Annotated in this window: 22 protein-coding genes and 1 pseudogene; 8 read left to right on the top strand and 15 right to left on the bottom strand. The window is 71.3% G+C overall.

Going from position 1 to position 25,113, the window contains the following annotated elements:
* Positions 1-1,482, top strand: a complete 1,482-nt coding sequence (locus LQ940_RS20530) for a sensor histidine kinase (RefSeq protein WP_231241857.1) — start codon at positions 1-3, stop codon at positions 1,480-1,482.
* Between the two features lie 6 nt (positions 1,483-1,488).
* Here the strand turns inward: LQ940_RS20530 and LQ940_RS20535 are convergent, their stop codons facing one another.
* From LQ940_RS20535 to LQ940_RS20575, 9 genes are all read right to left on the bottom strand, one after another.
* Entirely contained in the window at positions 1,489-2,094 is a 606-nt protein-coding gene (locus tag LQ940_RS20535) for a response regulator transcription factor (protein WP_269217220.1), read from the bottom strand.
* Positions 2,091-3,188: a sensor histidine kinase gene (locus tag LQ940_RS20540; RefSeq protein WP_231241858.1), complete on the bottom strand. Its 1,098-nt coding sequence runs from the start codon at positions 3,186-3,188 to the stop codon at positions 2,091-2,093. The genes LQ940_RS20535 and LQ940_RS20540 overlap by 4 nt, the downstream gene beginning before the upstream one ends.
* 5 nt (positions 3,189-3,193) lie before the next feature.
* Positions 3,194-3,616, bottom strand: a complete 423-nt coding sequence (locus tag LQ940_RS20545) for a DUF6069 family protein (RefSeq protein WP_231241859.1) — start codon at positions 3,614-3,616, stop codon at positions 3,194-3,196.
* 129 nt (positions 3,617-3,745) lie between these two features.
* A complete protein-coding gene (locus tag LQ940_RS20550) occupies positions 3,746-4,351 on the bottom strand; it encodes a class I SAM-dependent methyltransferase (protein WP_231241860.1) in 606 nt (201 codons plus the stop codon).
* Positions 4,352-4,412: 61 nt separating this feature from the next.
* Positions 4,413-6,773: a DUF6351 family protein gene (locus LQ940_RS20555; protein ID WP_231241861.1), complete on the bottom strand. Its 2,361-nt coding sequence runs from the start codon at positions 6,771-6,773 to the stop codon at positions 4,413-4,415.
* A gap of 26 nt (positions 6,774-6,799) precedes the next feature.
* Positions 6,800-7,192 (bottom strand): OsmC family protein, encoded by a 393-nt coding sequence (locus LQ940_RS20560; RefSeq protein ID WP_231241862.1) that lies wholly within the window; start codon positions 7,190-7,192, stop codon positions 6,800-6,802.
* A 290-nt stretch (positions 7,193-7,482) separates the two neighbouring features.
* Entirely contained in the window at positions 7,483-9,555 is a 2,073-nt protein-coding gene (locus LQ940_RS20565) for an FRG domain-containing protein (protein ID WP_231365053.1), read from the bottom strand.
* A gap of 298 nt (positions 9,556-9,853) precedes the next feature.
* On the bottom strand, positions 9,854-10,336 hold the full coding sequence (locus LQ940_RS20570) for a hypothetical protein (RefSeq protein WP_231241455.1): 483 nt from the start codon (positions 10,334-10,336) through the stop codon (positions 9,854-9,856).
* A 1,711-nt stretch (positions 10,337-12,047) separates the two neighbouring features.
* Positions 12,048-12,431, bottom strand: a complete 384-nt coding sequence (locus tag LQ940_RS20575) for a hypothetical protein (protein ID WP_231241454.1) — start codon at positions 12,429-12,431, stop codon at positions 12,048-12,050.
* Between the two features lie 371 nt (positions 12,432-12,802).
* Here LQ940_RS20575 and LQ940_RS20580 point away from each other — a divergent pair, with 371 nt between their 5' ends.
* Positions 12,803-13,351 (top strand): hypothetical protein, encoded by a 549-nt coding sequence (locus LQ940_RS20580; protein ID WP_231241453.1) that lies wholly within the window; start codon positions 12,803-12,805, stop codon positions 13,349-13,351.
* A gap of 144 nt (positions 13,352-13,495) precedes the next feature.
* Here the strand turns inward: LQ940_RS20580 and LQ940_RS20590 are convergent, their stop codons facing one another.
* From LQ940_RS20590 to LQ940_RS20605, 4 genes and pseudogenes are all read right to left on the bottom strand, one after another.
* The gene (locus tag LQ940_RS20590; RefSeq protein WP_269214288.1) at positions 13,496-14,749 is read right to left on the bottom strand and encodes an HNH endonuclease; all 1,254 of its coding nucleotides are present in this window, start codon (positions 14,747-14,749) and stop codon (positions 13,496-13,498) included.
* Positions 14,750-14,864: 115 nt separating this feature from the next.
* On the bottom strand, positions 14,865-15,986 hold the full coding sequence (nagA, locus tag LQ940_RS20595; RefSeq protein WP_231241452.1) for an N-acetylglucosamine-6-phosphate deacetylase: 1,122 nt from the start codon (positions 15,984-15,986) through the stop codon (positions 14,865-14,867).
* A 29-nt stretch (positions 15,987-16,015) separates the two neighbouring features.
* Positions 16,016-17,239: pseudogene (locus LQ940_RS20600) on the bottom strand (PTS transporter subunit EIIC); the annotation flags it as partial.
* Positions 17,236-18,018, bottom strand: coding sequence for a GntR family transcriptional regulator (locus LQ940_RS20605; protein ID WP_231241450.1), 783 nt, complete (start codon positions 18,016-18,018; stop codon positions 17,236-17,238). The gene LQ940_RS20605 and the pseudogene LQ940_RS20600, both read right to left, overlap by 4 nt.
* Before the next feature lie 106 nt (positions 18,019-18,124).
* Here LQ940_RS20605 and LQ940_RS20610 point away from each other — a divergent pair, with 106 nt between their 5' ends.
* From LQ940_RS20610 to LQ940_RS20625, 4 genes are read left to right on the top strand one after another with little or no spacing between them, the layout of a single operon-like run.
* Positions 18,125-19,165, top strand: a complete 1,041-nt coding sequence (locus LQ940_RS20610) for an SIS domain-containing protein (protein ID WP_231241449.1) — start codon at positions 18,125-18,127, stop codon at positions 19,163-19,165.
* Positions 19,116-19,421: a PTS glucose/sucrose transporter subunit IIB gene (locus tag LQ940_RS20615; RefSeq protein ID WP_269217252.1), complete on the top strand. Its 306-nt coding sequence runs from the start codon at positions 19,116-19,118 to the stop codon at positions 19,419-19,421. The genes LQ940_RS20610 and LQ940_RS20615 overlap by 50 nt, the downstream gene beginning before the upstream one ends.
* The gene (locus LQ940_RS20620) at positions 19,418-19,867 is read left to right on the top strand and encodes a PTS sugar transporter subunit IIA (protein WP_231241447.1); all 450 of its coding nucleotides are present in this window, start codon (positions 19,418-19,420) and stop codon (positions 19,865-19,867) included. Before LQ940_RS20615 ends, LQ940_RS20620 begins: the two co-directional genes overlap by 4 nt.
* On the top strand, positions 19,864-20,499 hold the full coding sequence (locus LQ940_RS20625; RefSeq protein WP_231241446.1) for an HAD family hydrolase: 636 nt from the start codon (positions 19,864-19,866) through the stop codon (positions 20,497-20,499). Before LQ940_RS20620 ends, LQ940_RS20625 begins: the two co-directional genes overlap by 4 nt.
* Before the next feature lie 4 nt (positions 20,500-20,503).
* Here LQ940_RS20625 and LQ940_RS20630 read toward each other — a convergent pair whose 3' ends face one another.
* Positions 20,504-21,748 carry a fatty acid desaturase family protein gene (locus LQ940_RS20630; protein ID WP_231241445.1) on the bottom strand — a complete coding sequence of 415 codons (1,245 nt, stop codon included), beginning with the start codon at positions 21,746-21,748 and terminating at the stop codon, positions 20,504-20,506.
* A gap of 27 nt (positions 21,749-21,775) precedes the next feature.
* The gene (locus LQ940_RS20635; protein WP_231241444.1) at positions 21,776-22,891 is read right to left on the bottom strand and encodes a ferredoxin reductase; all 1,116 of its coding nucleotides are present in this window, start codon (positions 22,889-22,891) and stop codon (positions 21,776-21,778) included.
* Between the two features lie 85 nt (positions 22,892-22,976).
* Between LQ940_RS20635 and LQ940_RS20640 the strand changes: the two genes are divergently transcribed.
* Together LQ940_RS20640 and LQ940_RS20645 are read left to right on the top strand one after the other, a co-directional pair.
* Entirely contained in the window at positions 22,977-24,152 is a 1,176-nt protein-coding gene (locus LQ940_RS20640; protein WP_231241443.1) for a PucR family transcriptional regulator, read from the top strand.
* A gap of 5 nt (positions 24,153-24,157) precedes the next feature.
* The gene (locus tag LQ940_RS20645; protein ID WP_231241442.1) at positions 24,158-25,111 is read left to right on the top strand and encodes an SGNH/GDSL hydrolase family protein; all 954 of its coding nucleotides are present in this window, start codon (positions 24,158-24,160) and stop codon (positions 25,109-25,111) included.
* The last annotated feature ends 2 nt before the right edge of the window (positions 25,112-25,113 follow it).

Here is a 25,113-nt window from a genome sequence, read left to right on the forward strand (position 1 = left end):
GTGACTGAGTCCTCCGGCAGCTCCGACCTGTGGAACCTCACCCTGCAGCACTCCCCGATCGGCATGGCGCTGGTCGCGCCGGACGGGCGCCTGCTCATGGCGAACCGCGCCCTGGCGGACATGCTGGGCTACGAGGTCGACGACCTCACCTCGCGCGGGTTCCAGGAGATCACCCACCCCGAGGACCTCGCCGTCGACCTCGAGCTGGTGGCCCGGACCCTGGCGGGGGAGATCGACTCCTTCCGGCTGCGCAAGCGCTACCTGCATGCGCAGGGCCAGGTCATCTGGGGCGACCTGTCCGCCGCCCTGGTGCGCGGCCGTGACGGCACCCCGCTGCACTTCATCTCACAGATCCTCGACGTCACCGACCAGCACCAGCAGGAGGAGCGGCTCAGGAGGGCCAACGCCGAGCTCGAGCGGGAGCGCCAGGCGCTGGAGGCGATCTTCGAGACGGTGGGGGTCGGTCTGCTGCTGATCGGGCCGGACGGCCGGTACGAGCGGATGAACCGCCGGCACGAGGAGACGATGTGGCTGCCGTTCCCCGACGGCCACGAGGGCCACGCCGGCCAGCTCGGCCACGTCTACCGTCTGGACGGCACGACGCCGCTCACCAAGGAGGAGATGCCGTCGCAGCGAGCCGCGATGGGCGAGGAGTTCGACGACTACGCGTACTGGGCGGGCGAAGATCCCCTGACGCGGGCCGCCTTCTCGACCTCGGCCCGCCAGCTGCGCAGCGCCTCGGGCGAGAGGCTCGGCGCGGCCCTCGCCTACCAGGACATCACCGACCTGATGCGAGCGATCCAGGTCAAGGACCAGTTCGTGGCCTCGGTGTCGCACGAGCTGCGTACGCCGCTCACCTCCGTGCTCGGCTACCTGGAGATCCTCGGCTCCCGCAGCGACCTTCCGGCCCAGGTCGTGCGCCAGCTGCGGGTCGTGCAGCGCAACGCGCTCCGGCTGGAGTCCCTGGTCACGGATCTGCTCCACGTCGGTCAGGCCGACGAGGGCAGCCTGCCGCTGCGCCGCGGGCCCGCGGACCTCGCGTCGCTGACGCGCCACGCCGTCGAGGCCGTGGCGGCCGTCGCCGAAGAGGCCGGGGTGTCCCTCGAGGTCGACGTGCCCGACCGGCTCGACGCCGTGGTCGACGAGCAGCGCATGCGCCAGGTGGTGGACAACCTGCTCTCCAACGCGGTCAAGTACACGCTGCGCGACGGCTCGGTCACCGTGACGCTGTGGGAGGAGGACGGCACCGTCCTCCTCGCGGTGAGCGACACCGGCATCGGGATCGCGAGGGACGAGGTCGACCAGGTCTTCGACCGGTTCTTCCGCGGCCACCAGGCGCGCGACCGGCACATCCCGGGCACCGGTCTCGGGCTCGACATCGTCGGCTCCATCGTCGCCGCCCACGACGGCGAGGTGACGCTCGAGAGTCACCTGGGGGTGGGCAGCACCTTCCGGGTCAGCCTCCCGCTGACGAAGGTCTGACCAAGCTCAGAGCCAGCCGTTGTGGCGCGCGAGCAGCGCCGCCTCGGTCCGGTTGCGGGTGCCGGTCTTGCCGATCGCGTCGGACAGGTAGTTGCGCACCGTGCTCGCCGACAGGTGCAGTCGCCCCGCGATGTCCGCGACGGTGGAGCCGTCCTCGGCCGCGGCCAGCACGTCGCGCTCGCGCGAGGTCAGCGGGCTGACCGCGGTCCGCAGGGCCTGGCCGGCGAGCTGGGGGTCGACGACGGTGGCGCCGCCGGCGACCTGGCGGATCGCGTCGGCCAGCCCCTCGACCGGCCCGTCCTTGACCAGGAACCCGGCCGCCCCGGCGGCCATCGCGCGCTGGAGGTAGCCCGGGCGCCCGAAGGTCGTCACGATCACCACCCGGGTCTGCGGCAGCGCCTCCCTCAGGGCGGCGGCGGCCTCGATCCCCGACACGTGCGGGAGCTCGATGTCGAGCAGCGCCACGTCGGGCCTCGCCTCCAGCGCCGCCGGCACGATGTCGGCGCCGTCGGCCACCTGCGCCACGACCTCGAGGTCGTCCTCGAGGCCGAGGAGGACGGCGAGGGCGCCGCGCATCATCGCCTGGTCCTCGGCCAGGAGCACCCGGATCACGACCCGCCCCCGGGGACCGTCGCGACCAGCCGGAACCCCTCGTCGCCCGGGTCCACGACCAACGCACCGCCGGCGGAGACCACGCGGCCGCGCAGTCCCTCCAGCCCCCCGGTGCGCGACGACGGCCCCGACGGAGCTCCGACGCCGTCGTCGGCGATGCTGAGCGCGATGCGCCCGCCCACGTCGGCGAGCGTGATCCGGCAGGCACTCGCGCCGGAGTGCCGCAGCACGTTGGTCGCGCCCTCGCGCACGACCCACGCCAGCACCTCGTCCGCGGCCGCCGGCGGCGCGACCGAGTCGTCGACCGTGGTCGCGATCCCGGCGGCGCCGAGCGCGCGTCGTGCGCCGTCCAGCTCCTCGGCGAGGGTCGGCGTGCGCATCGCGTCGACCGCCTGTCGTACGTCGACCAGCGCCTGGCGCCCGATCTGCTCGATGTCGGCCGCGTGCTCGGCCGCCGCGTCGGGGTCCCGCCCCGCGAGGCGGCGTACGGCCTGGGCCTTGACCACCATGACCGAGAGCGTGTGGCCGAGCAGGTCGTGCAGGTCGCGGGAGAAGCGCTCGCGCTCCTGCGCGACCGCGGCCCGCGCCAGCTCCGCGCGCGTGCGCTTGAGCTCGGCCACGGTGTCCAGCAGCGCGACGAACGCCGCGTTGGCCGCCCCCGCCAGCAGCACGACGAAGCCCTCGGCGAGCATGCGGCTCGACTGGTGCGGAGTGACCGCCCACGCCGCCCACATCGACGCGGCGGCGACGACCGGGATGGCGAGCACCAGCCAGCGCCCGCGCAGCACCGCCGCCAGGGCGTTGGCCAGCAGCACCCAGACCGGCAGCCACTGGCTGCTGGCGTAGGTCGCGCCGGCGCAGGTCGCGGCCACCAACGTGGTCAGCGCGAGGTAGGGCCGCGGATCGCGCCACGGAGGTCCGCCGGTGATGGCCGCCAGCGCCGCCGAGGCCGCGATCACGACGATCAGGGTCGCCTGGAGGACGACCTCGCCGACGCTGCCGTGCAGGTCGAGCAGCGGGCCGAGGAGAAGGACCGGCGTCCACACCAGCACCGAGGCGTTGCGCCGCCACGAGCAACCGAGCCGGCTTCGCATGGTGCTCACGCTACGCGGCCCGCACGCCGGCGGCGCAGACCGAGGATCACCACGGCCCCGACCGCCACGTGCATCACCGCCAGCGTCAGCCCGGCGGCCGGTGTCTCGGCACCGGCGGGGGCCGCCAAGGACACCGCGCACACGGCCAGTGCGATGGCGGTCCACACGCCGAGCGCCCGCGGCGTACGACGCTCCAGCAGGCGCAGGAGAGCCGCACCCACCACGGCCAGCACCAGCGCGGTCACGACCACCGATACGGGGCCGACCTCCTGGGCGTCCGAGCCGGAGCCGACCTCGATCTCCACCCCGGCCACCCTCGCCACGGCCCAGACCAACGCCGCCGCCACCGCGGCGACCGCCGCCACCGGCCAGTCGTCACGCCACCTGCCGCGCGCCGGTTCCGCCTGGTCCTGCACTCCCGCACGCATCGCCTGCCTCCGTCCCGCGCCCGGTCCTGGGCGACGGGTCCACGCTAGGAGCCCCGGACCCCGGTGCGGCAGAGCCGGATGTGGGCGAACGACGCCGACAAATGTCCCACCGCGGCGCCATTCGCGCCGCTAGTCGGGCTTGAGGACGGCGACCAGGAAGCTCGAGCCGGGGTACCACGGACGCAGGTCCCACGAGGACAGGAGCAGGTCGGGCGGCAGTCCCGCGGCGCGGGCATCGGTCAGGAAGTCGGCGAAGTCGTAGCCGCGGGCGGCGCCGAAGCCGACCACGACCCGCCCCTCGTCCAGGACGTGCGCCCGCATCCGGCGCAGCACGTCCACGCGGGTGCTCGGCGCCAGGAACGTCATCACGTTGCCGGCACAGACGATCGCGTCGAAGCGCTCCTCGATCCCATGGGCGGGCAGGTCCAGCTCGGCCAGGTCGCCCACGATCCAGCGCGGCCCCGGGTGGTCCGCGACGGCCGCCTCGATCAGCACCGGGTCGACGTCGACGCCGACCACGTCGTGCCCCCGGCGGTGCAGTGCGGCACCCACGCGACCCGGTCCGCAGCCGGCGTCCAGGATGCGCGACCCGCGCCCCACCATCGCGTCGACCAGGCGGGCCTCGCCCTCCAGGTCCTCCCCGGCGGCCGCCATGCCGCGCATCCGCTCGACGTACCAGGACGAGTGGCCCGGGTCCGCGGCCACCTTCCGCATCCACGCGCTCTGCTCCACCATGCCTGCATTGTGCCGCCACCCCCGATCTCCCCCGCTGCCCGGAGGTGGGCCGGCGGGGTCCTCAGCGGTGGAGCAGGCCGCGGAACGACGGGCTCGACCAGCCCTCGCCCGAGGCTGCGGGCACGCTGGGGAGGTTGCGGCCGCCGTGGACGACCCGGCCTCGCGCGTCGGCGTACGCGAGCCAGGTCTGGGCGGGCTGGGAGCCCAGGCCCGGCCGGGAGTAGTCGCAGACGCCGCGCGGGAAGACCGCCTGCAGCCGGGCCCACTCGGCGTCGGTCAGCGGCACCAGGAGGAAGCCGTAGGCGCTGCGCTCCAGCGGCGTGAGCCGGCACGAGAGCCGGTCGTTGTGGACGTCGTCGCCGGCCATCTCGCGCGGTGTGCTCAGCCGCAGCTGAAGGGACTCCGGCAGCACACAGTCGACCTCGTCGCCCGCGCCGGGCACCTCGCCGACGCCGGGCACGTTGGTGCACCGGTCGGTGAGGTCGGCGGGCTTGTCCTGGACGACCTTGCGGGCGAGCGGGACGGCGCGCCCGTCGCGCTCGACCCGGCTGAGCCACCGGTCCATCTGCACCAGCGCGTCGTTGGCCCAGCCGAGGTCGCCGATGAGCGGGACCGCGCCGAACCACATCACCCGGTTGTCGGTGTGGCCCTGGTCGCGCCGCAGCCGCTCCTCGGTCCAGAAGGCGTGCGCGTAGTCGTGGGCGAGGCCCGGGTCCGGGCCGCCGAAGTTGATCATCGCGACCTGGTCGAGGTTGGTGGCGAGGTTGACCAGGCCGGTGCGGTAGGCGCGCGCCACCGACGCCGGGTCGCCCACGGTGCGCCCGGCGATCGGCTGGCTGTCGACGTCCAGCCCGCCGAGCTTCTCGTTGAGGTCGAGGAACTGCGCGGTCGTGATCCGGCCCGCCTTCAGCGCCTCGAGCCCGTACTGGATCCCGGCGTTCGCGAACGGAATGCCCCCGAAGCCCCGCCCGGCCCGCTTCTCCTGCGGGGTCCACACCGACGACGGGCGCGGGCCGATCAGGTTGACCATGAGGTCGAGCACCGAGCAGCGCACGCCGCCCGGGTTGATCTCGGAGTCGTAGCGCGTCGCCGGGTCGCCGGCCACCGGCGCCGTCGTACCGCCGCACTCGTCCTCGGGGTTGAGCGCGGACTTGAAGAGACCCTCGTCGGCGACGACGGCGTTGAGATGCGTGAGGTGGCCCTCGACGTCGGCCATCTGGGTGGGCAGCCAGGCCACGCCCGGACCCCAGCGGCTCGGGTCCTCGAAGTAGCGGCGCATCAGGTGGTAGTCGGCGAACTGCGCGCCCGCGGTCAGCGTGTCCGGGTAGGAGCAGGTGGTGATCAGACCCTGGTAGATGCCGGGGTAGGCGTTGGCCACCGTGTGCTGGGCGATCGAGCCGCCGGAGCAGCCGGTGCCGATCGTGTAGCGGATCGTCCCGTAGCGCTCGACGAAGCGCTCCTTGGCCATCACCAGGGACTCGGCGTTCATCGCCACGTTGCAGTTGTGGCCGGTGTTGTCGAGCGCGGTCGAGATGACCGAGAAGCCCTTGCCGAGCGCGGTCACGTAGCTCTGGGTGAAGCCCGGGGTCTCCGCGGGGATGGTGCCGGAGTAGTCCTCCAGCGGCGGCGTCCCGGGCGAGTACGACGCCCCGCAGCCGCCGCCGTGGGTCACCAGCACCTTGCCGTTGAACTGCCGTTGCGGTCGCCAGGGCGCCCACGGCTTCCCGGGCTGCCACAGGGTGAGGATCGTGTAGCGGTCGCGGTCCTGGAAGCCGTCCTCGCGGCGGACGATGAACGGCACCCGCACGCCGCGGTCGGTGGTCGTCGTCGCCACGTCGTTCGGCGGGTTCGTCCGGTCGTAGGGCTGCAGCGCGGCGGCCAGGGGGTTCGTCGACCGGTAGAGCAGCGAGTACGTCGCCGGCTGGTTGCACTGCGCGTCGCGCGCGGTCGCCTGACAGCGGTAGTGCTTCAGCTGGGGCCCGGAGAAGAGCGGTCCGCCCGCGGGGTGGTTGGTGACGACCGCCCGCGCCCGGTGGCCGCGCCAGCGCGCGGTGACGACGTTGCGGCCGACCCGCAGCCCGCGCACGATCCCCTCGTAGCGGCCGGTGGGGCGCACGGCGAAGCGCTTCGTGACCTCGCGGCGGCCCACGAACACCCGGATGCTGCGCAGCCGGACCCCCTTGGCGGCCGTGACCGCCACCCGCGCGTCACCCTCGGAGACCAGGTCGGCGCGGTTGGACAGCACCCGCACGATCAGCTTGCGGCGCTGCGCCGCGCGCGCGAGCGGCGTACCCGACCGGTCCTGGTGCGCCACGGCTGTCGTCGGCGCCGGGGCCGGCGCCGCGTCGGCGGGTGTGAGCACGGGCGCGGCCACGAGGGGCAGCAGCAGCGCCGAGGCGAGGGCGACGAGACGTCGGTGCATGGGTGTCCTCCAGGGGTTCGAGAGGCCTAACGGCCGAACCGCCCGACAGGTACGCCGCCGCGCAGCGCGCGTGGGATCTCGGCCACCTCGTCGACCACCGCAGCCAGCCGCGCCAGGTCCGCCTCCGACGCCGGCGACTCGAGCGTCACCGCGTAGGTAACCCCCGTCGAGCGCCACTCCTCGTCGAACCCGCCGTCGGCCTCGACGACGATCCCATCCACCCGCACCCCGAGCCGCTCGGCCTCACGGTAGGTGTCGTTGAGGACGCACAGCGCCACCGACAGGTGCATCACCTGCGCGCCATTCGCCGCCGGGCCCGCCACCACGCCCTCCTCGGTCCAGGCGTGGGCGAGCACCACGCCACGTTCCGCACGCAGGCTCCCTGCTGTCGCGCGGACACCGAACGGTGACAGGTCCATCATGGGCTCCTATCAGTTGCGCTGGTGGACGCTAGGTTCTCGCTCGATGCTCGCCTCCACAAGAGCCAACCCGTAGAAGCTCCGGGGGCTCCGACATCCGTCGTCATCGTTCCGCCATGATCGCTGCCGGAGCCTGACCGTCGGCGTCTCTGGGCGCTCGTCGGCTGTCCTTATAGGGCGCGTCCTACCGCCCACTATGGGCGCCCCACAGCGCCCGGAAAGGTAGGCCGACCCAGCGCCACGGCGCACCGTCATCGTCCACACTGGACGAGCCGTGCCCGCCGGGTGCGCTAGCCATCTATGTCAGCGACCAAGCTGGTGGGCGGGTCGAGCCAGTCGGATCGCGTCCGGAGTCGATTGCTCATTCCTTGGATGTCCGGGTATAGCAGCGCTGCCGTGTAGCCGTACGTTCGGTCGAGCATTTCCCTGATCTCCGCCTTCGCCTTTGCGGTAATCCGGAAACTGAACAGCGGAGCCAGTCTGGCGTTCGTCGCTCGCGGACGACTGTGCGGATGCGTTGGCCTCGCGTAGATCGACATCGATGCGGCGACGTCCACCGCGCTCCAATGACGCCCATTTGTCCCCGATCGGAACAGGAGGGTCTCTCGGGTCAACATCGGCACGCCCTCAAGCAGGAAGGCCGCGTTCTGCGCCGCGATCCGTGCGTCATAGGCAGGGGGAATCCAGATCCTTCGCCTGGACCCGGTACCCCAATCTGCTGCGGCACGTTCCTCCGCCGAGCCATACGTCCAAAACGGATAGCGACTACCGGCGAGAACCTCGCTGATCACCGGTTGGCCGGCGGGAGACTCGGCTCCCTCAGTCACGGGTCCGGTTGCCAATGCAAACAGACGCGCATCAGAGGCGTCGGCGATGCCAGCCTCGACAGCGAACCACGTGGCGATGAGCGGATTTCGTGTGACATCGAGCAGCCGGGTCGGCCCGCCGTGGTGTTGCAGACGAGCGAAGAGTTCAAGCGCCGAAGTCTCGGACATCCGCCACTCAACCGCTTCGTCGAGCACTCCCAGCTCAGCAGCGAGCATGGCCTCCTCGTCAGGGAACCTCTGAATGGATGAGTCCTCGCCGGGACTGGGCGAGTCCACCACGAGTCGGTGGGCCATGAGTCGCCGGTACAGGCTGCTGTGCAAACCCCAATTGGCGTCCTGCTGTCCACGCCATACGAAACGTAAATCGTGATTCTTGGCGGCCAGCGCCTGCACCTCGCTGGTCAGCCCGGCGAACGACTCGATCACCACCTCATGAGCACCGAAGAAACTGCCCGGGCCCGAATACTCGGGCGAGAACGTACCTTCCGATGGAATGGCTCGATGCGCGTCCGGCGCGTCCGGCGCGGTCGGCGCGGTCGGCTCGACGGCAATTTCGGGCTTGACACGCTCGCGCTGGAGAGCAATCCTCAGCGCCGGATCAGGACCGAGGGCTCCCGCCCAGTTTGCTTGCCTCCGAGCGGCCGCGCTGACCGTCGACGAGACCTCGGGACTGAGAACGGCACGCTTGGCAGCATCCGCGAGGGCATTATCGACGGCGTTCGTGATGGCTGGGGAACCGAAGCCGCTCAGCCCCGCAAGGCCACCGATCCCGGTGACGTTACGCCGGGCCGCCTCAGCGATCGCGGATGTGACGTTGGGGCTAAGCACGGCACGCTTGGCAGCATCCGCGAGGGCATTATCGACGGCGTTCGTGATGGCTGGGGAACCGAAGCCGCTCAGCCCCGCAAGGCCACCGATCCCGGTGACGTTACGCCGGGCCGCCTCAGCGATCGCGGATGTGACGTTGGGGCTAAGCACGGCACGCTTGGCAGCATCCGCGAGAGCATTATCGACGGCGTTCGTGATGGCTGGGGAACCGAAGCCGCTCAGCCCCGCAAGGCCACCGATCCCGGTGACGTTACGCCGGGCCGCCTCAGCGATCGCGGATGTGACGTCGGGGCTAAGCACGGCACGCTTGGCAGCATCCGCGAGAGCATTATCGACGGCGTTCGTGATGGCTGGGGAACCGAAGCCGCTCAGCCCCGCAAGGCCACCGATCCCGGTGACGTTACGCCGGGCCGCCTCAGCGATCGCGGATGTGACGTCGGGGCTAAGCACGGCACGCTTGGCAGCATCCGCGAGAGCGGTATCGACGGCGTTCGTGATGGCGGGGCTACTGAAGCCCGCGAGGCCGGATAGGCCACCGAGTCCGTCAATGTCGCGCCGAATAGCAGCCCTAATAGCGGACGTGACATCCGGAGTTGCCGCCGCACGACGAGCGGCGTCCGCGAGCGCCGTATCGACGGCTTTCGTAGATTGTTCCTTCAGGTCATCGTCGGTCCCACTCGGGGGTTCATCCGGCTCAACCTGAGACACGCAGCCAACCTACTGGAACTGCACCTGGTGCGTTGTAGAAGTGGATCGCTTCCGCGAAGGGCGAGGACATCCACGGTCGGAGTAGCGACAAGCCTTCGCGCTCCCTGCGGCGGATACAGCGTCTTCTCAGACGCAGGGTCCAGTCGCCACTCTGGCTCGGCGCGGAGGGCCTCCACTACCCACTCCCCACGTGCGCAAGTACCAGCGTCGTTCCGCCGCGTCAGAGGCGTTCGCGGCGGGGTTGCATGACCTGGACTCGGGCTGCACGCGGAGGGGTCCTTCAGGACGCCACAAGCCGCTACGCGCATGCGCGTCTGAAGGCTTCCTCCTTCACCGCCATCGAGATGCTGATCGCGAGGTGGACCGCCGTCCGCGCCTCGGTCACCGAGTTCGATTCTTCGTCCTGGCCGTGGCGGGCCTTCTGCCCGTACGCGATGGTGCGGGCCATCTGGATGATCGTCTGCGCGCCGTCTAATTTGTGGTGCCTGCTTGGGTCGAAAGTCGCGCGCGATTCCTCGATCACTAGCTCCCACTTCGACGGCTTGGCATCGAAGATCTCAATCAGCTTGAGAAGACTCGTGTTTGAGTCACTTGGCGTGATCACCGGCCGCAGGGCGGCCTCCGCAGCCTTGAACGCCGACTGGAACGCGTCGTCAGGGCGGGCGTCGACGCCGTAGGCGGCGTTCCAAGCCCTCGTCAGCAGTTGGCTCACCGCCTCGGGTGCCTCGGCGACAGCGAACTCGATCTCTTGCCGCGCGGCGGGCGGGACCCGAAACTCCAAGCCGCGCAAGTCCGCTGTGACGGCGTAGCCCGAATTGCCTCGCTCAGTCGGCGTTCGAGCTCGCCGGCCTTGGAATCGTTGGGGACGTGCTTCAGGAGGGCGCGAACGACGCTCAATTGGAACGTGGGCTTCTTGCACAACGTCTCGATGGCGTCCTGGATCTCGTATGGCGGGCCGCCTTCGGGAAGGCGCGTCACGTCCATACGTAGGGCACTGGCTACGACCGAGGCAGGTTGACTGCCGTGTCCCTGAATGGCGCTATTCAGGTGATGGTTGGTCCACGTCCAAAGTTCTTGCTTCAGGTGCTTGGGCACGTCGTAGTAGACGGGTTCCAGCTCTTCGCGGAGGTTCCTCGGTTGGATCCCACACCATACCCAGCAGAGTAGGGCCTGAGGCCGACGGTCATCTCTGACACGGGGTCTGCACGAGTTCAAGTCGGTCGAACTAGCCCATTTCCCGCCATCCGGCTAGTGCGTGAGTTCGAACGTGTGGACATGCCGACGAGCGCGTGAGTGCGCGAACCTGGGGAACGGCGCAGGCCACTTGAGGAACCAGGGAGAGGCTTAGAGGCACTCGGGATGGGCCCACTCGACAGGACCCGACTCACTCGGCGTCGGTTTCTTCGGGTCGCCCCTAGGCGTCTCTGGCTCGTCTGCTTCAAGACGGTCGAGTTCTGCAATCTTTGCCTCACTCCGGTCCCGAAGCTTGCGGACCCCCCAAACGCCGCCGGTGATCATGGCGCCGACACCCAGAGTCACGAGGCTGCCGACTACCCCGCCCTGCTTCGCGCCGTCGCTGAAGCCCTTGTGATAGCCGTGTCCCCATGCTGGATTCCCCATGCGTCCTGACCTCCTGTCGCGAGTGCCATCCTGGCACAGGACACGGATCCTGATTCAGGACACAGTTGTCGGGAGGGAGCATGGATCTAGCTCTTCGCCCGGCCGAGGCGCGCGTGATTGCGCCGCCCGCCGGACGCGCCTTCCCACCGCGGAGACGGCGGAGCGCATCGATCTGTACCGTCAAGGGTTCAACAGCAGGAGGAACCATGGGCGACTGCATCAACTGTCAGCAGGACCTGGCGGGAAGCGATTTCACCCCTGCCTGGGCGGACGGGAACAATCCTGAGGCCTACTGCATTTGTCGGCACTGCGGAACGGAAAACATGGTCGAAACCGGGCAGGGTTAGGCAGGCCTGAGTGACGCGGCGTGGGGCTCTCACCGCGGAGTTCGCGCGAAGTCACAAGTCTGGCTCCTGCATCAAGACCCCCTGAGCTTCCACGTGATCGAAGCCGCCGACAGCAATGAAAGGGTGCCCATGCCTGGCCCGGAACAATGGTGCGACGCGTTGTATTTCCCCCACGGCCGACGCCGGTATGGCGGAGTCCATTGTCGTCTGGAGCCGGGGCATGAGGGCGAACATTGGTGCGAGGCAGAAGACGAGATGGATTCTTAGGGCCTGCGAGCGTTCTTGCATGCGGGGTCGAGTGGCCCCACCGATCGCGTAGACGGGCAGCCAAGCAGGCGCCGGTTCCGAGTGGCAGCTATGCGGTTCCCAGCGCATCTCCGGGCGCAAGTGCGTCATTGCGCCGCGAGCCAGACGCACTGGCCGGCCAGTGGGCCACGCCCTACGCGCTGTCGGTACCGCTGTTGGCGGTCGTGAGCGGAGGAACCATCGCGGCTTCCCATGCGCTTGCGGCCGGTTCGGGGTGGTTCAGACCTCTGAGAGCTCCGCACGCAGCTTTTCGGTGACCGTCCTCAATGTCTCGGCGTCCCTCAGGTCGAGCTGACGAGCCTGCTGGCTGATCTCGGCCAACCGCGCCTTGGCCGACTCCACCGAGTGCGCGACATCCCCAATGTGGAAGCCACCAACATGCAGCCGCGCCACACCCTCAGACATCCCCCAGCGCCAGTTCCGCTGGTCCGCCAAAAAGACCTCCCGGGCGCTGGGGGGTCGCGACAACGCGAAGGTGACACGAACCTCCGTGCGGGCACGAGCAGGATGCTCGATGGGCACGATGACCTCCTCGAATCCGATAATTTCGAGCGGGTCTTCGGGGGTCTCGTCCTCGGGGTCAATAGGCATCACGACGGTCATGACGCGGAGGCTATCCATACGCACCGACAACCGGCCGTGGTCCACTTGCGGGTGGTCTGAACCGGGTGCTCTGAACGCACGGAAGGCCCCCGCCGTAGCGGGGGCTTCCGTGGGGGTGTCTCAGCGGGCATAGGGTGCTGCGCGGGCCCCGTTGCTGGTTGCGATGCCGGAGGCGATCAAGCGCCCGTCGCGAATGAGGATCCAGCGCCAGCCGGTCGTGCCGTTGAGGCCGGCGGTGCTCTAGTTGCAGGATCCTCATTCGGACCAGGATCAGGCGTCGGCGGGAGCTGTCGACGTCATTCCGGCTCCTGTCAGCAATCGACAGCGGCGCTTAACCGTCCGAGGCGGGACAGCGGTCTAGTGTCCTTCTCGTGCTCGTGACCACTCACAGTCCATTGATCACTGATCCGGAAGTGGTTGCCATCTACGTGGGCGTCGCGGTCAGCGGTGTTCTTGCCGCGATCGCTGTCATCATTTCGCTGCGTTCGCTTGCGATCCAGAAAGAGAGCGGCCGTGCGGCAGTCATCTCCGCTGAGGCAGCACAGCGGGCCAACTGGCTCACCGAGCAGCGGATGCTGCACGAGGTTGCGAACAATCAGCCTGTCACGCCCGCACAGGGTGCTGATCTCGACGCAGGCGACGCGCAGGAACCCAACGTGCGTTGGTCTCTGGATCGGAAATCCAAGAACGCGTTCGTGCTGAGAAACGTCGGAACAGACGTGGCTGAAGAGGTCCGCATCCCCGCCGAGGGCGCCGCGCCGATCAGTCGTGGATTGCCTCAGTCCGCGACCCTACGACCACAAGAGTCAGTCGAGTTCCTGATGATCGGCGCCATGGGAGCCCCAGTGCCTAACGAGATCCTCGTCACCTGGAAGGGACGCGATCCGGACGATCCGCTCGTACTCCCGGTTCCGAGATAGCGCAACTGCCGAGCCCGTCGGCGCACCGGCTCCCCGCCGCACCGATCCCGATCGCCGCCGACAAGCGCGTCATATCCCCGCCATTGCCGCGCCCGTCTCACCGAACTGGTCACCCGGTGAAGCACTCGTCCGCCGCGGCCAACCTCAACGTCCGACCAACTGAGCCGGGGCGCGGGAGCGATGTCGGTGGCCGGTGGGGGTGGTGGTCTCGATCGTGTGGCGGGCTTGGGTGACGACGGGGGTGGCGAACCAGCCGGGGGCTTGCTTGGCGAGGTTGCAGCGCTGGCAGAGGCCCTGGAGGTTGGCCGCGGAGGTCTCGCCGCCGGCCTGGAAGGCGTGGGCGTGGTCGGTCTGGGCGATCGGGGCGCCGCACCAGGGGGTGCGGCAGAGGTCCTGGTCGCGGGTGGCGACGAGGTCGGCCAGGCCCTGGGGGGCGAGGCGGGCGCGGGAGTCCATGGCGACCAGCTCGCCGGTGGCGGGGGCGACGTAGAGGCGGCGGATGAAGGCCCGCGCCTGTGCCGTCGCGTCCTTGACGAGGGCGCGAGCCCAGGGGGCGGGCACGGGGCCGTAGCCGGCCAGGTGCGCCGCGTCGTCGGCCTGGCCGAGCAGGGACCGATCGGTCATCACGAGCTTCACCTCGACCCGCGGGGTCTCCGCGGCGGAGGCGCCGGTGACGCGTGCGACGAGGGTGTCGGCCATGACCTGGCCCTTGCCGCGCTCGTCACCGCTGGCCACGGCGGCTTTGGCGGCGGCCAGGAGGGCGGCGTAGACACCGACACCGGCCGTGACCGGGAGCAGGGCGGTGACCCAGCACATCGTGTCCGGGGCGGGGCGGATGCTGACGTGGCGCTCGGTCTCCGCCTTGCGGGCCCGGGCGACGATCGCGGCGGGGTCGAGCTCGCAGGCGAGCTTCTTGGCGGCCCGTGCCAGGGCGGTGTCGCTCATGGTCGCGGCCTCGCCGGTGGCGCAGAGGCGGCGGTCGATCTCGGCCCGGTGCTCCAGCGACAGGCAGGCGGTCTCGCGGGCCAGGATGGTGGCGCGCCACTCGTTGAGCCGGCCCTGCCGCATCAGGCCGAGAGTGTGCGGCATCTCGCCGGCCAGGACCTTCGCCAGCCCGAGCAGGCGCGAGCCCTTGTGGGGAGACTCCCGCCGGGCCAGGGCGAGCTGCTCGGCGACGCCCTCTCCGACGCGCTCGGCACGCACCCCCGCGTCGACCTGGGCGGCGCGCTGGGACTCGTCGAGGTCCGCCGCGGTCGTGGCCTGCGCCGCGCTGCCGATGCAGTGCAGCTCCTCGATCTTGCGGATGAGGTCGATGCGCTGAGCGTCCGAGAGGTCACGCGGGCAGTCGACGAGGACGGAGGCCGTCTCGTCGAGCTGTCTCATGAGGGTGTCGAACATGTGTTCGATCCTATGCCTCGCCGGGGACATCGGTCCTCCGGCAATCGAGCGTCTGTGGATACCGGCCGACCTAACGCCGGCCCGTGCACACCAAGTGGCCTGGACGGCCCGGAGATCAGGTCACCCAGCGGCCGCAGTGGAGGACGCGCTGGACGGCGAGGTCCTGGTCGAGGACGACGAGGTCGGCGCGGTAGCCGGGGCGCAGGGCGCCGACGCGGTCGAGGTGCAGGAGGGCGACGGGGGTGGAGGTGGCGGCGCGGACCACGTCGGCGATGGGCAGCCCCGCGACCTGGACGGCGTACTGCACGGCCGCGGCCATGGTGAGCGTCGAGCCGGCGATGGCGCCGCCCTCGGCGAGTCGGGCGACGCCGTCACGGACGGTGACCGTCATCCGCCCCAGCCGGTAGTCGCCGTCGGCGGCGGCGGCGGCCGCCATCGCGTCGGTGACCAGGACGAAGAGGTGCGGCTTGGCCTCGGCCGCCAGCCGCAGCGCGGCGGGATGGACGTGCACGCCGTCCGCGATGAGCTCGACGTAGGCGTCGGGGTGCTCCAGCAGCGCCGCGATCGGGCCGGGCTCGCGGTGGTGCAGCGGCCGCATGGCGTTGAACAGGTGGGTGCCGACGCTCGCGCCCGCGTCCAGCGCCGCCCGCGCCACGTCGTATGTCGCCTCGGTGTGGCCGATCGCCGACACGACTCCCGCGGCCGTGAGCCGGCGGATCGCGTCCAGGCCGCCGGGCAGCTCCGGGGCGAGGGTGACCATCCGCAGGTGGCCGCGCCCGGCCTCGACCAGCGCGTCCAACAGGGCCGGCTCGGGGTCGGTCAGCAGCGCGGGGTCGTGGGCGCCGGCCCGCCGAGGGCTCAGCCACGGGCCCTCGAGGTGGATGCCGGCCACGACGCCCTCGTCGGCGGCCGCCGCGAGCTCGGCGACGGAGGACAGGAGGCGATCCGGCGTCGCCGTCACCAGGCTGGCCATCATCGTCGTGGTGCCGTGCTGGAGATGGGCGGCGGTGACGGCGGCGGCGTCCTCCCGCGAGCCGGTGTCGTAGGAGGCACCACCCCCGCCGTGCGCGTGCCCGTCGACGAACCCGGGGACGAGCGTGGCCTCGGGCAGGTCGACGTCGGCGGGGCGGTCCGGCACTCCGGATCCCACGTCGGCGATCCGGTCGCCCTCGACGAGCACCCACCCCGGCGCAAAGACCCGCGCCGGGGTGACCACCCGTCCGGCCGAGATCAGCATGCTCAGACGCTAGCGTCCGCCGACACGATGGACTCCTCGCCCTCCTCCTCGCGGCCCGGGGTGCGCAGGTTCCACCGGCGGATCACGAAGCGGAACAGGACGTAGTACAGGGCGGCGTACCCGAGCCCGATGGGGATGAGCAGCAACGGGTCAGTGGCGATGTTGAAGTTGAGCGCGTAGTCGAAGAGCCCGGCCGAGAACCCGAAGCCGTCCTTGATCCCCAGCGCGTTGACCAACGCCAGCGAGGTGCCGGTCAGCACCGCGTGGATGAGGTACAGCGGCCAGGCCACGAACATGAACGCGAACTCCAGCGGCTCGGTGACCCCGGTGAGGAACGCCGTCAGCGCGGCGGAGGCCATGATGCCGCCGACGACCTTCTTGTTCTGCGGCTTCGCCTCGTGCCAGATCGCCAGGGCGGCAGCGGGGAGCGCGAACATCATGATCGGGAAGAAGCCGGTCATGAACGCGCCCGCGGTCGGGTCGCCGTGCAGGAACCGCGCAATGTCGCCGTGGTAGACCTCGCCGTCGGCCTCGTAGCTGCCGAAGATGAACCACGGCGGGTTGTTGAGGATGTGGTGCAGTCCGAGCGGGATGAGCAGCCGGTTGAGCGTGCCGTAGATGAAGCCGCCGGCCACCTCGTTGTCGGTCACCGACTCACCCAGGTTGGTGATCCCGTCGTCGAAGGCCGGGTAGACCAGGTTCATCAGCACCGAGATGCCGATGGCCGCGAACGACGTGATGATCGGGACGAACCGGCGCCCGCCGAAGAAGGCGAGGTACGGCGGCAGCTTGATCCGGTGGTAGCGCTGCCACAGCCACGCCGCCACCAGGCCCATGACGATGCCGCCGAGCACCCCGTAGTTGATCAGCTGCTGCTCGGCGTCCTCGGCGGGCAGCCCGAGGACGAACGGGGACATCGCGTCGCCCACGGACTTGAAGACCAGGTACCCGACCACCGCCGCCAGGGCGGTGGAGCCGTCGGCCTTGCGGGCCATGCCGATGGCCACGCCGACCGCGAACAGCAACGGCAGGTTGGCGAACAGCGCGTCGCCCGCGGCCCCGATGACGGCGGCCACCCGGTCCCAGCCGAGCCCGTCCGCGCCGAGTACGTCGGCCTGGCCGAAGCGCAGCAGCAGGGCGGCCACGGGCAGGGCGGCGATCGGGAGCATCAGGCTGCGCCCGAACTTCTGCAGCGGCCCCAGGTTGAGGCGCCGCTTCTCGTTGGCGTCCACGGACGCGTCTGCTGTGCTCATCGCTTCTTCTTCCTCTCGGCGGTGTTGCGGCGTTGGCCCAGGTCGTCACGGCCCAGGGACATGTGGATCTGGTAGCGGTCGCCGCGGTAGCGGGACACGACGTGCTCCATGGGTCGCCCGGCGCTGGACGAGACGCGGCGGAACACGAGCAGAGGGGTGTTGAGCGGTGCGTCGAGGCGCCGCGCGGTGGCCGCGTCGGCGGTCTCCCCCCACAGCGTCTGCTCGGCGGCGTCGATGGGGGCGTCGAAGACGTCGGCGAACAGCTCGTAGAGCGAGCCGCCGAGGTCGTGACGGTCCAGGCCGGGGAGCAGGGCGCGGGGGTACCAGCCGTGCTCGAGCGCGATCGGCTCGCCGTCGGCGAGACGCACCCGGTCGACCCGCCACGCCGTGCCGTCGCCGTCGAGCCCGAGCGCGTGCACGACCTCGGTCGGCGGCTCGTCCAGCTCCACCGACAGCAGCCGGGTGGAGGGCTCCAGCCCCCGGCGGCGCATGTCCTGGCTGAACGACGCGAGGTGTAGCCGGCTCTCCAGCCGCGGCGTGGACACGAAGGTCCCCTTGCCGTGCACGCGCCGCAGCAGGCCGTCGGAGACCAGGCCGTCGATGGCCTTGCGCACCGTCGCACGGGACACGCCGTACGTCGCCATGAGGTCGCGCTCGGAGGGGATCGCGGCCCCCGGCCCCAGCTCTCGGGCGGCCAGCTCGGCGAGCGCGTCGCTGAGCTGGGCGTGCTTGGTGAGCGGTCCCTCGATGAGGGTGCGGTCACGGGGACTGGTGGACACGAGAGCCTCTCGACGGAGCCAGATGACACTGGTACGGTCTGGTCCGTACCAGTTGGGAGTGTGAGCCCCCTCACCGGGGTTGTCAAGGGACCAGGGCGGGAGCGCGATGAGCACACAGATGGCCCGGGAGATCGCCGAGCAGCCCGACGCCGTACGGCGCACGCTCGCCGCGCTGCGTCCCCAGCGCGACGCGGTCCGCTCGCTCCTGCGCGGCCGGCGCCGGGTCCTGTTCGCCGCCCGGGGATCCTCCGACAACGCCGCGATCTACGGCCGCTACCTGCTCGAGACCCAGGCCGGTGTCGCCGGCGGACTGGTCTCGCCCAGCGTCGCGACCCACTACCGGTCGCGGCTGGACCTGTCGGACTGCGTGGTGGTCAGCGTGTCCCAGTCGGGAGCGACCGAGGAGATCGTGGCGACCCAGGAGTGGGCCCGCTCCTGCGGCGCGGCCACCCTCGCCGTCACCAACGTCGCCGACTCCCCGCTGGCGGGCGCGGCCGACCTGTCCCTGGTGACGCAGGCGGGAGCCGAGGTCGCCGTGCCCGCCACGAAGACCTACCTCACCCAGCTGGTGGCGATGGCGGTGCTGACCGCCTCCGTGCTCGAGGATCCGGGACCGCTGGACGCCGCGCTGGACCGGGTCCCCGGCGAGATCGAGCGGCTGCTCGACGTCCCCGTCGACGAGGCGGTGGCGGCCCTGCGCGACACGGCGTACACGGTCGTGTCGGGGCGCGGGCTGATGATGGGCACCGCGCTCGAGACCGCGCTGAAGCTCGAGGAGACCTGCCAGCGCCCGGTGCGCGGCTACTCCTACGCCGACCTGCGGCACGGCCCGATCGCGGTGGTCACCCAGGGCATGACCGCCCTGCTGCTGGCCGCGCCGGACGGGCCGCTGCTCGAGCCGCTGGTCGACCTCGCCGACGACCTGGCCTCGCGCGGTGCCCGGGTCGTGGGCATCGGCGGCGACGCGGCCTTCGCGCGGGCGTGTGCCGTCCATGTCGCGGGCCCCGACCTCACCGAGGCCGCCGCACCGCTGGGCGCCATCGTGCCCGGCCAGCGCATCGTCGAGGGGCTGGCTCGCGACCTCGGCCTGGACCCCGATCGCCCCCAGGGGCTGGCCAAGGTCACCTCGACCGACCCACACTCGTGACCCCACCACCGAAGGAGCAGAGATGAGCAGCAAGGCCGAGCAGATCCTCGCGGGCCTCGGCGGCGCCGACAACGTCGTCGAGATCGAGCCCTGCATCACCCGCCTGCGCACGGAGGTCAACGACGCCTCGCTCGTCGACGAGAAGGCGCTCAAGGCCGCGGGCGCGCACGGCGTCATGCAGTCCGGCACGGTGGTCCAGGTCGTCGTCGGCCCCGAGGCCGACAACCTCGCCGACGACATCGAGGACCTGATGTGACCCAGGTGCTCGCGCCCCTGGCCGGGCGGGTCGTGGCGATGACCGACGTGCCCGACCCGGTGTTCGCCTCGGAGATGGTCGGCCCCGGCGTCGCGATCGACCCCGACCCGGGCGAGGTCACGGTCGTCTCGCCCGTGGCGGGCAGGGTGGTCAAGGTGCACCCGCACGCCTTCGTGGTCCTGGCCGACGACGGCGTCGGCGTCCTGGTCCACCTGGGCATCGACACGGTCCGGCTGGAGGGCCGCGGCTTCGAGGTGCTGGTCGAGCAGGGCAGCACCGTCGAGGCCGGCGCCCCGATGGTCCGGTGGGACCCGGCCGCGCTCACCGACGCGATGTCGGCGCTGGTGCCGGTCGTGGCGATGGACCGCCCCAAGGGCTCGGTCGCCGCGCCGGCGGACGACGCCCGCGCGGTCGCCGGCGACCTCCTCTTCACCGTCTCCACGTGAGACCCGCGGCGCTGCTCCTCGACCTCGACGGGACGCTGGTGGACTCCGAGCCGCTGCAGCGCGCCGCCTACGCGTCGTACTTCGCCAGCCGGGGCTGGGAGGTCGCCGACCTCACGGTCTTCACCGGCCGTCGCGCGAGCGACGTCTTCGCCGCGGAGCCGGGGCCGTGGGCCGGCGAGGACCCGCGCGTGCTGCACGAGGCGGTCGTGGCCCACTTCCCCGAGGACTCGCTGCCCGACGAGGTGCCCGGCGCCCGAGACCTGGTGCTGGCCGCGGCACGCGCCGCGGTGCCGGTCGCGATCGTGACCTCGGCGGGGGCGCCGTGGGTGGCCCGGGCGGTGGGAGCGCTCGGCGTCCTCGAGCACGTCGCTCTCGTGGTCACCGCCGCCGACGTGACCGACGGCAAGCCCCATCCCGCGGGCTACCTGCTCGCGGCCGAGCGACTGGGGGTCTCCCCCGCCGACTGCCTGGCCGCCGAGGACTCGCCCGCCGGCGTACGCGCGGCGGTCTCGGCCGGCGTCGGTCAGGTCGTCGGCGTCACCACGACCCACGACGACGCCGTCCTGGCCGCCGCCGGCGCCACCGAGGTCCTCCCCGACCTCCGCGTGCTCGCGGCCCGGCTGCGCCGGTGACGGCTCAGGCCGCCCGGCCGACCTTGAGCCGGCGAGCCTGCTGGGTGAGGCGGGCCTGGGCGGCGCGGCGGACCTTGGGGCCCTTGGTGGTCATGGCGTAGAGGACCTTGAGCTGGCTGGGCAGGTTCTTGGCGTTGGTGGTGGCCAGGAAGTCGTTGGGCAGGGAGAGCCGGACGACCTTGTGCCAGGCGCTCGCGACCTGCTTCGGGAGCGGGGCCATGTGGTAGCTCAGGCCGTAGCGCTGGAAGAGGTCCTGCACCTGCGGGGCGATCTCGGCGTAGCGGTTGCTGGGCAGGTCGGGGAACAGGTGGTGCTCGATCTGGTGCGAGAGGTTGCCGGTCATGAAGTGCATGGCCTTGCTGCCGGAGATGTTGGCCGAGCCGAGCATCTGGCGCAGGTACCACTCGCCGCGGGTCTCGCCCTCGATCGAGGAGCGCTCGAAGGTCTCGACGCCCTCGGGGAAGTGGCCGCACATGATGACCGAGTGCGTCCACAGGTTGCGCACGACGTTGGCGGTGAAGTTGGCGGCCAGGGTCGGCAGGAACGAGCCGGTCGGGAGCGACATCGCCGGGTGGACGACGTAGTCCTTGGTCACCTGGTTGCGGATCTTCTTCAGCGTCTGCTTGGCCCGCGCCTTGAACGCCGGGTCCTTGCGGCGCTTCTCGCTCGCGAGGTTCTTGCCGAGCTCGAGGTCGTAGGCGGCGATGCCGTACTCGAAGAAGCAGGCGTTGATGAAGTTCCACACCGGCTGGGCGAGGTAGAGCGGGTACCAGCGCTGGTCCTCGTCGACGCGCATGATGCCGTAGCCGAGGTCGTTGTCCTTGCCGACGACGTTGGTGTAGGTGTGGTGCAGCTCGTTGTGCGAGTGCTTCCACTGGTCCGACGGCGAGGCGTTGTCCCACTCCCACGTGGTGGAGTGGATCTTCGGGTCGCGCATCCAGTCCCACTGGCCGTGCATGATGTTGTGCCCGACCTCCATGTTCTCGATGATCTTCGCGACGCTGAGGCCGGCGGTGCCGAGCACCCAGGCCGGCGGGAAGACGCTGGCGAGCAGCACGGCCCGGCTGGCGAGCTCGAGCTTGCGCTGGGCGTCGATCACCTTGCGGATGTACGCCGCGTCGCGCTCGCCGCGGGTGTCGAGGATCGACTGGCGGATGGCGTCGAGCTCGACGCCGATCTGCTCGATCTCCTCAGGGGTCAGGTGGGCGATCGGGTTCGTGCTCTCGGTCTTCTTCTGAAGGACGGTCATGTCGATCTCCTCGTGGTGGTCGATCGGTCAGTGGTCGATGTCGCAGGCGCCGGCGGCCGCGTTGATGCAGGTCTGGATGACGACGCCGTCGCCCGGGGCGGCGACGGTGAGCTCGCCGTTGCGCAGGTCGCGCACGGCGCCCTCGCGCAGGGGCAGCACGCAGCCGAAGCACACGCCCATGCGGCAGCCGCTCGGCATCAGGACGCCACCGGCCTCGGCGGCGTCGAGGATCGGGGTGGCCCCGTCGCCCTCGACGGTGATGTCGCTCTTGGTGAACGACACGCTGCCGCCCTCGCCGGTCGCGACGACCGCGGTGCGGAACCGCTCGATGTGCAGCGGCAGGTCGCGGGCGGTGTGGTGCTCCTCGAGCGCATCGAGGAGGCCGACCGGCCCGCAGGCGTACGTCGTGCGCTCGGCGAGGTCGGGGACGATGGTGTCCAGGTCGTGCACGTCGAGCATCCCGTGCACGTCGGTGTGCATCTCGACCAGGCGGACCCGGCCCTCCTCGGCGTACTGGCGCAGCTCCTGGCCGAAGATCACCTCCGAGCGCGACAGCGCGGAGTGCAGCAGCACGATGTCGGCGTCGAGCCGCTCGGCGCGCGAGAACAGGTTGCGCAGCATCCCGATCACCGGCGTCACCCCGGAGCCGGCCGTGACCAGCAGCAGCTTGGCGGGGACCGGGTCGGGGAGCACGAAGTCACCCTCGGCCTGGCCGAGCTGCAGCATCTGGCCGACCCGCGCATGGCGCACCAGGTGGGTGGAGACCGCGCCGTCGGGGATCGCCTTGACGGTGATGCTGATGTGGCCGTCGGCCCGGGGGCCGTGGGTCAGGGAGTAGGTGCGCCACAGGCGGACGCCGTCGACGTCCACGCCCACCCGGACGTACTGACCGGGCACATGGCCGGCCCAGTCCTTGCCCGGCTTGAGCACGATCGTCGCGGCGTCGGCGGTCTCCGGGACGATCGAGACGATGCGCGCGCGCAGGTCGGCGCCGGAGCGGAGCGGGGAGAAGATGTCGAGGACGTCGGCCGGCACGAGCGGCGTCACGGCGGCCTCGGCCACGCGCATCAGCCGGTCTCGCAGCGCGCGGGAGCGCCGGGCGGGCTGGCCGCTCGAGGCGCGCAAGAGAGCTACGGAGGACATGTCCCTACCCTCCTCCACCTCACGGGGTAAAGTCATGACCTCAGGACGTGAAGACTCAGGTCACAATTGTTCGGAGGAGACAACAGTGTCGCCTTCCCGTCGTCCCACGGCCGGCCAGGACCTGCTGATCCCGGTCGAGGCGGTCGCCGAGATCCGCTCCCACCTGCCGTCGGTGGCCGACGACGTGGTGGCCGCGATCATCGAGGAGGTCCCCAGCTACGCCGACGCGTTCGGCGGGCGGATGGGCGAGACCATCCGCAACGCCGTCCAGCTCGCGCTCGGCGGATTCCTCTCCCTGGCCGGCGGCACCCCCGGCGCCGAACCGCGCACCCCCGCCGCGCCCGCCGTCGACGGCGCCTACCAGCTCGGCCGCGGCGAGGCCCGCAGCGGCCGCTCGACCGACGCCCTGCTGGCGGCGTACCGGATCGGGGCCCGCGTGTCCTGGCGCGAGATGTCGACCTACGCCGTCGCAGCGGGACTGTCGGCCGAGACGCTGGTGTCCTTCGCCGAGCTGGTCTTCGCCTACATCGACGAGCTCTCCGCCGCGAGCGTGGCCGGGCACACCGACGAGCTGGCGACCTCGGGGCGCGTGCGCCAACGCTTGCTCGAGCGGATCGCCCACCACCTGCTCGTCGGGTCGCCGGCCGAGACCGTGACCAGCGCCGCCGAGCGCGCCGGCTGGGGGCCGCCCGAGACCCTGACCGCGGTCATCGTGCCGGAGTCCCAGGTCCGCCCGGTGCTGGCCGAGCTCTCGGCCCAGACCCTGCAGACCGAGCTGCCCGACCTGGACGAGGTCGCGCTGCTGCTGGTCCCCGACGCGCATGGCCGCGCGCGCGGCGCCCTGCTGCGCACGCTGGCCGACCGCAGCTGCGTGGCCGGACCGGCGCGGCCCTGGCTGGACGTGCGCGCGTCGTACGACCGCGCGATGCGGGCCCGGGCCTCGGGCCTGGACGGCGACACCGAGGCACACCTGGTCCGCCTGGTCCTCACCGCCGACGCCGACGCCCTCGCGGACCTGCGCACCGACGCGCTGGCGCCGCTGGCCGGGCTGCGGCCCGGCGTCGCCGAGAAGCTCGCCGACACGCTGCGGGCGTGGCTGCTGCACCAGGGTCGCCGCGACGACGTCGCCGAGGCGCTGTTCGTGCATCCGCAGACGGTGCGCTACCGGATGGGCCAGCTCCGCGACCTGTACGGCGACCGGCTCGAGGACCCGGAGACGGTACTCGCCCTGACGATCGCGCTCGGGGCCTCCGTACCGTAGAGCCCATGCCCACCCCCCGGACCGCCCGCGCCCTGCTCGCCGGCGTGGTCGTGCCCGCCCTGCTGACGCTCGCCTCGTGCGCGGGCGACGACCCGCCGCTGGACACCACCCCGACGCCGCGTCCCACCCCGCCTGCCGATGCCTCGGGTGGCGCCGCGGGCGGCGCGTCGGGCGACCCGTCGGGGGCTGCGGCAGGGACCTACGTCGCCCTGGGCGACTCCTTCGTGGCGGCGCCGCTGGTGCCGGACACCGACCCCGACGACGGCTGTCAGCGTTCGGACGGCAACTACCCCCACCTCGTGGCGGCCGAGGCCGGCTACGAGCTCGTCGACGTCAGCTGCGTCGCGGCGTCCAGCACCTCGATGGTCGGGGCCCAGGTCAGCGGGGAGACCCAGAGCCTCCCGCAGTTCGACGCGCTCGACGCGGACGTCGACCTGGTGACCGTCACGATCGGCGGCAACGACTTCGGGCTGTTCTCCCAGCTCCTGGTGGCCTGCCTGCAGGCCGGTCAGGGCGACCAGCGCGGCGCCTCCTGCCAGCAGGCCCAGGCCGGCAACGGCGACCGGCCACTCGAGCAGGCCGCGAAGATCCGGGCCCGCGTCGAGGCCGTCACCCGCGGGATCAGGGACCGGGCACCGAACGCCCGCGTGATCGTCGCGAACTACCCCCAGCTGCTGCCGGACCGCGGCTCGTGCCCCGACCTCATCCCGATCGCCGCCCGCGACTACCCCTACGTCGTCCGCGTCAACAAGGCGCTCTCGGACGCCGTCCGGCTCGGCGGCAAGGCCGGCGGCGCGGAGGTCGTCGACGTGTTCAAGGCGAGCAAGGGCCACGACATCTGCGCCGACGAGCCCTGGGTCAACGGCATCCAGACCGACCCTGAGCGCGCCCTCGCCCTGCACCCGTTCGCCGAGGGCCAGCGCGCCGTCGCCGACCTGGTGCTCGCGGCCATCGCGTAGCG

Source organism: Nocardioides sp. cx-173 (genome assembly GCF_021117365.1).
Taxonomy (GTDB): Bacteria; Actinomycetota; Actinomycetes; order Propionibacteriales; family Nocardioidaceae; genus Nocardioides.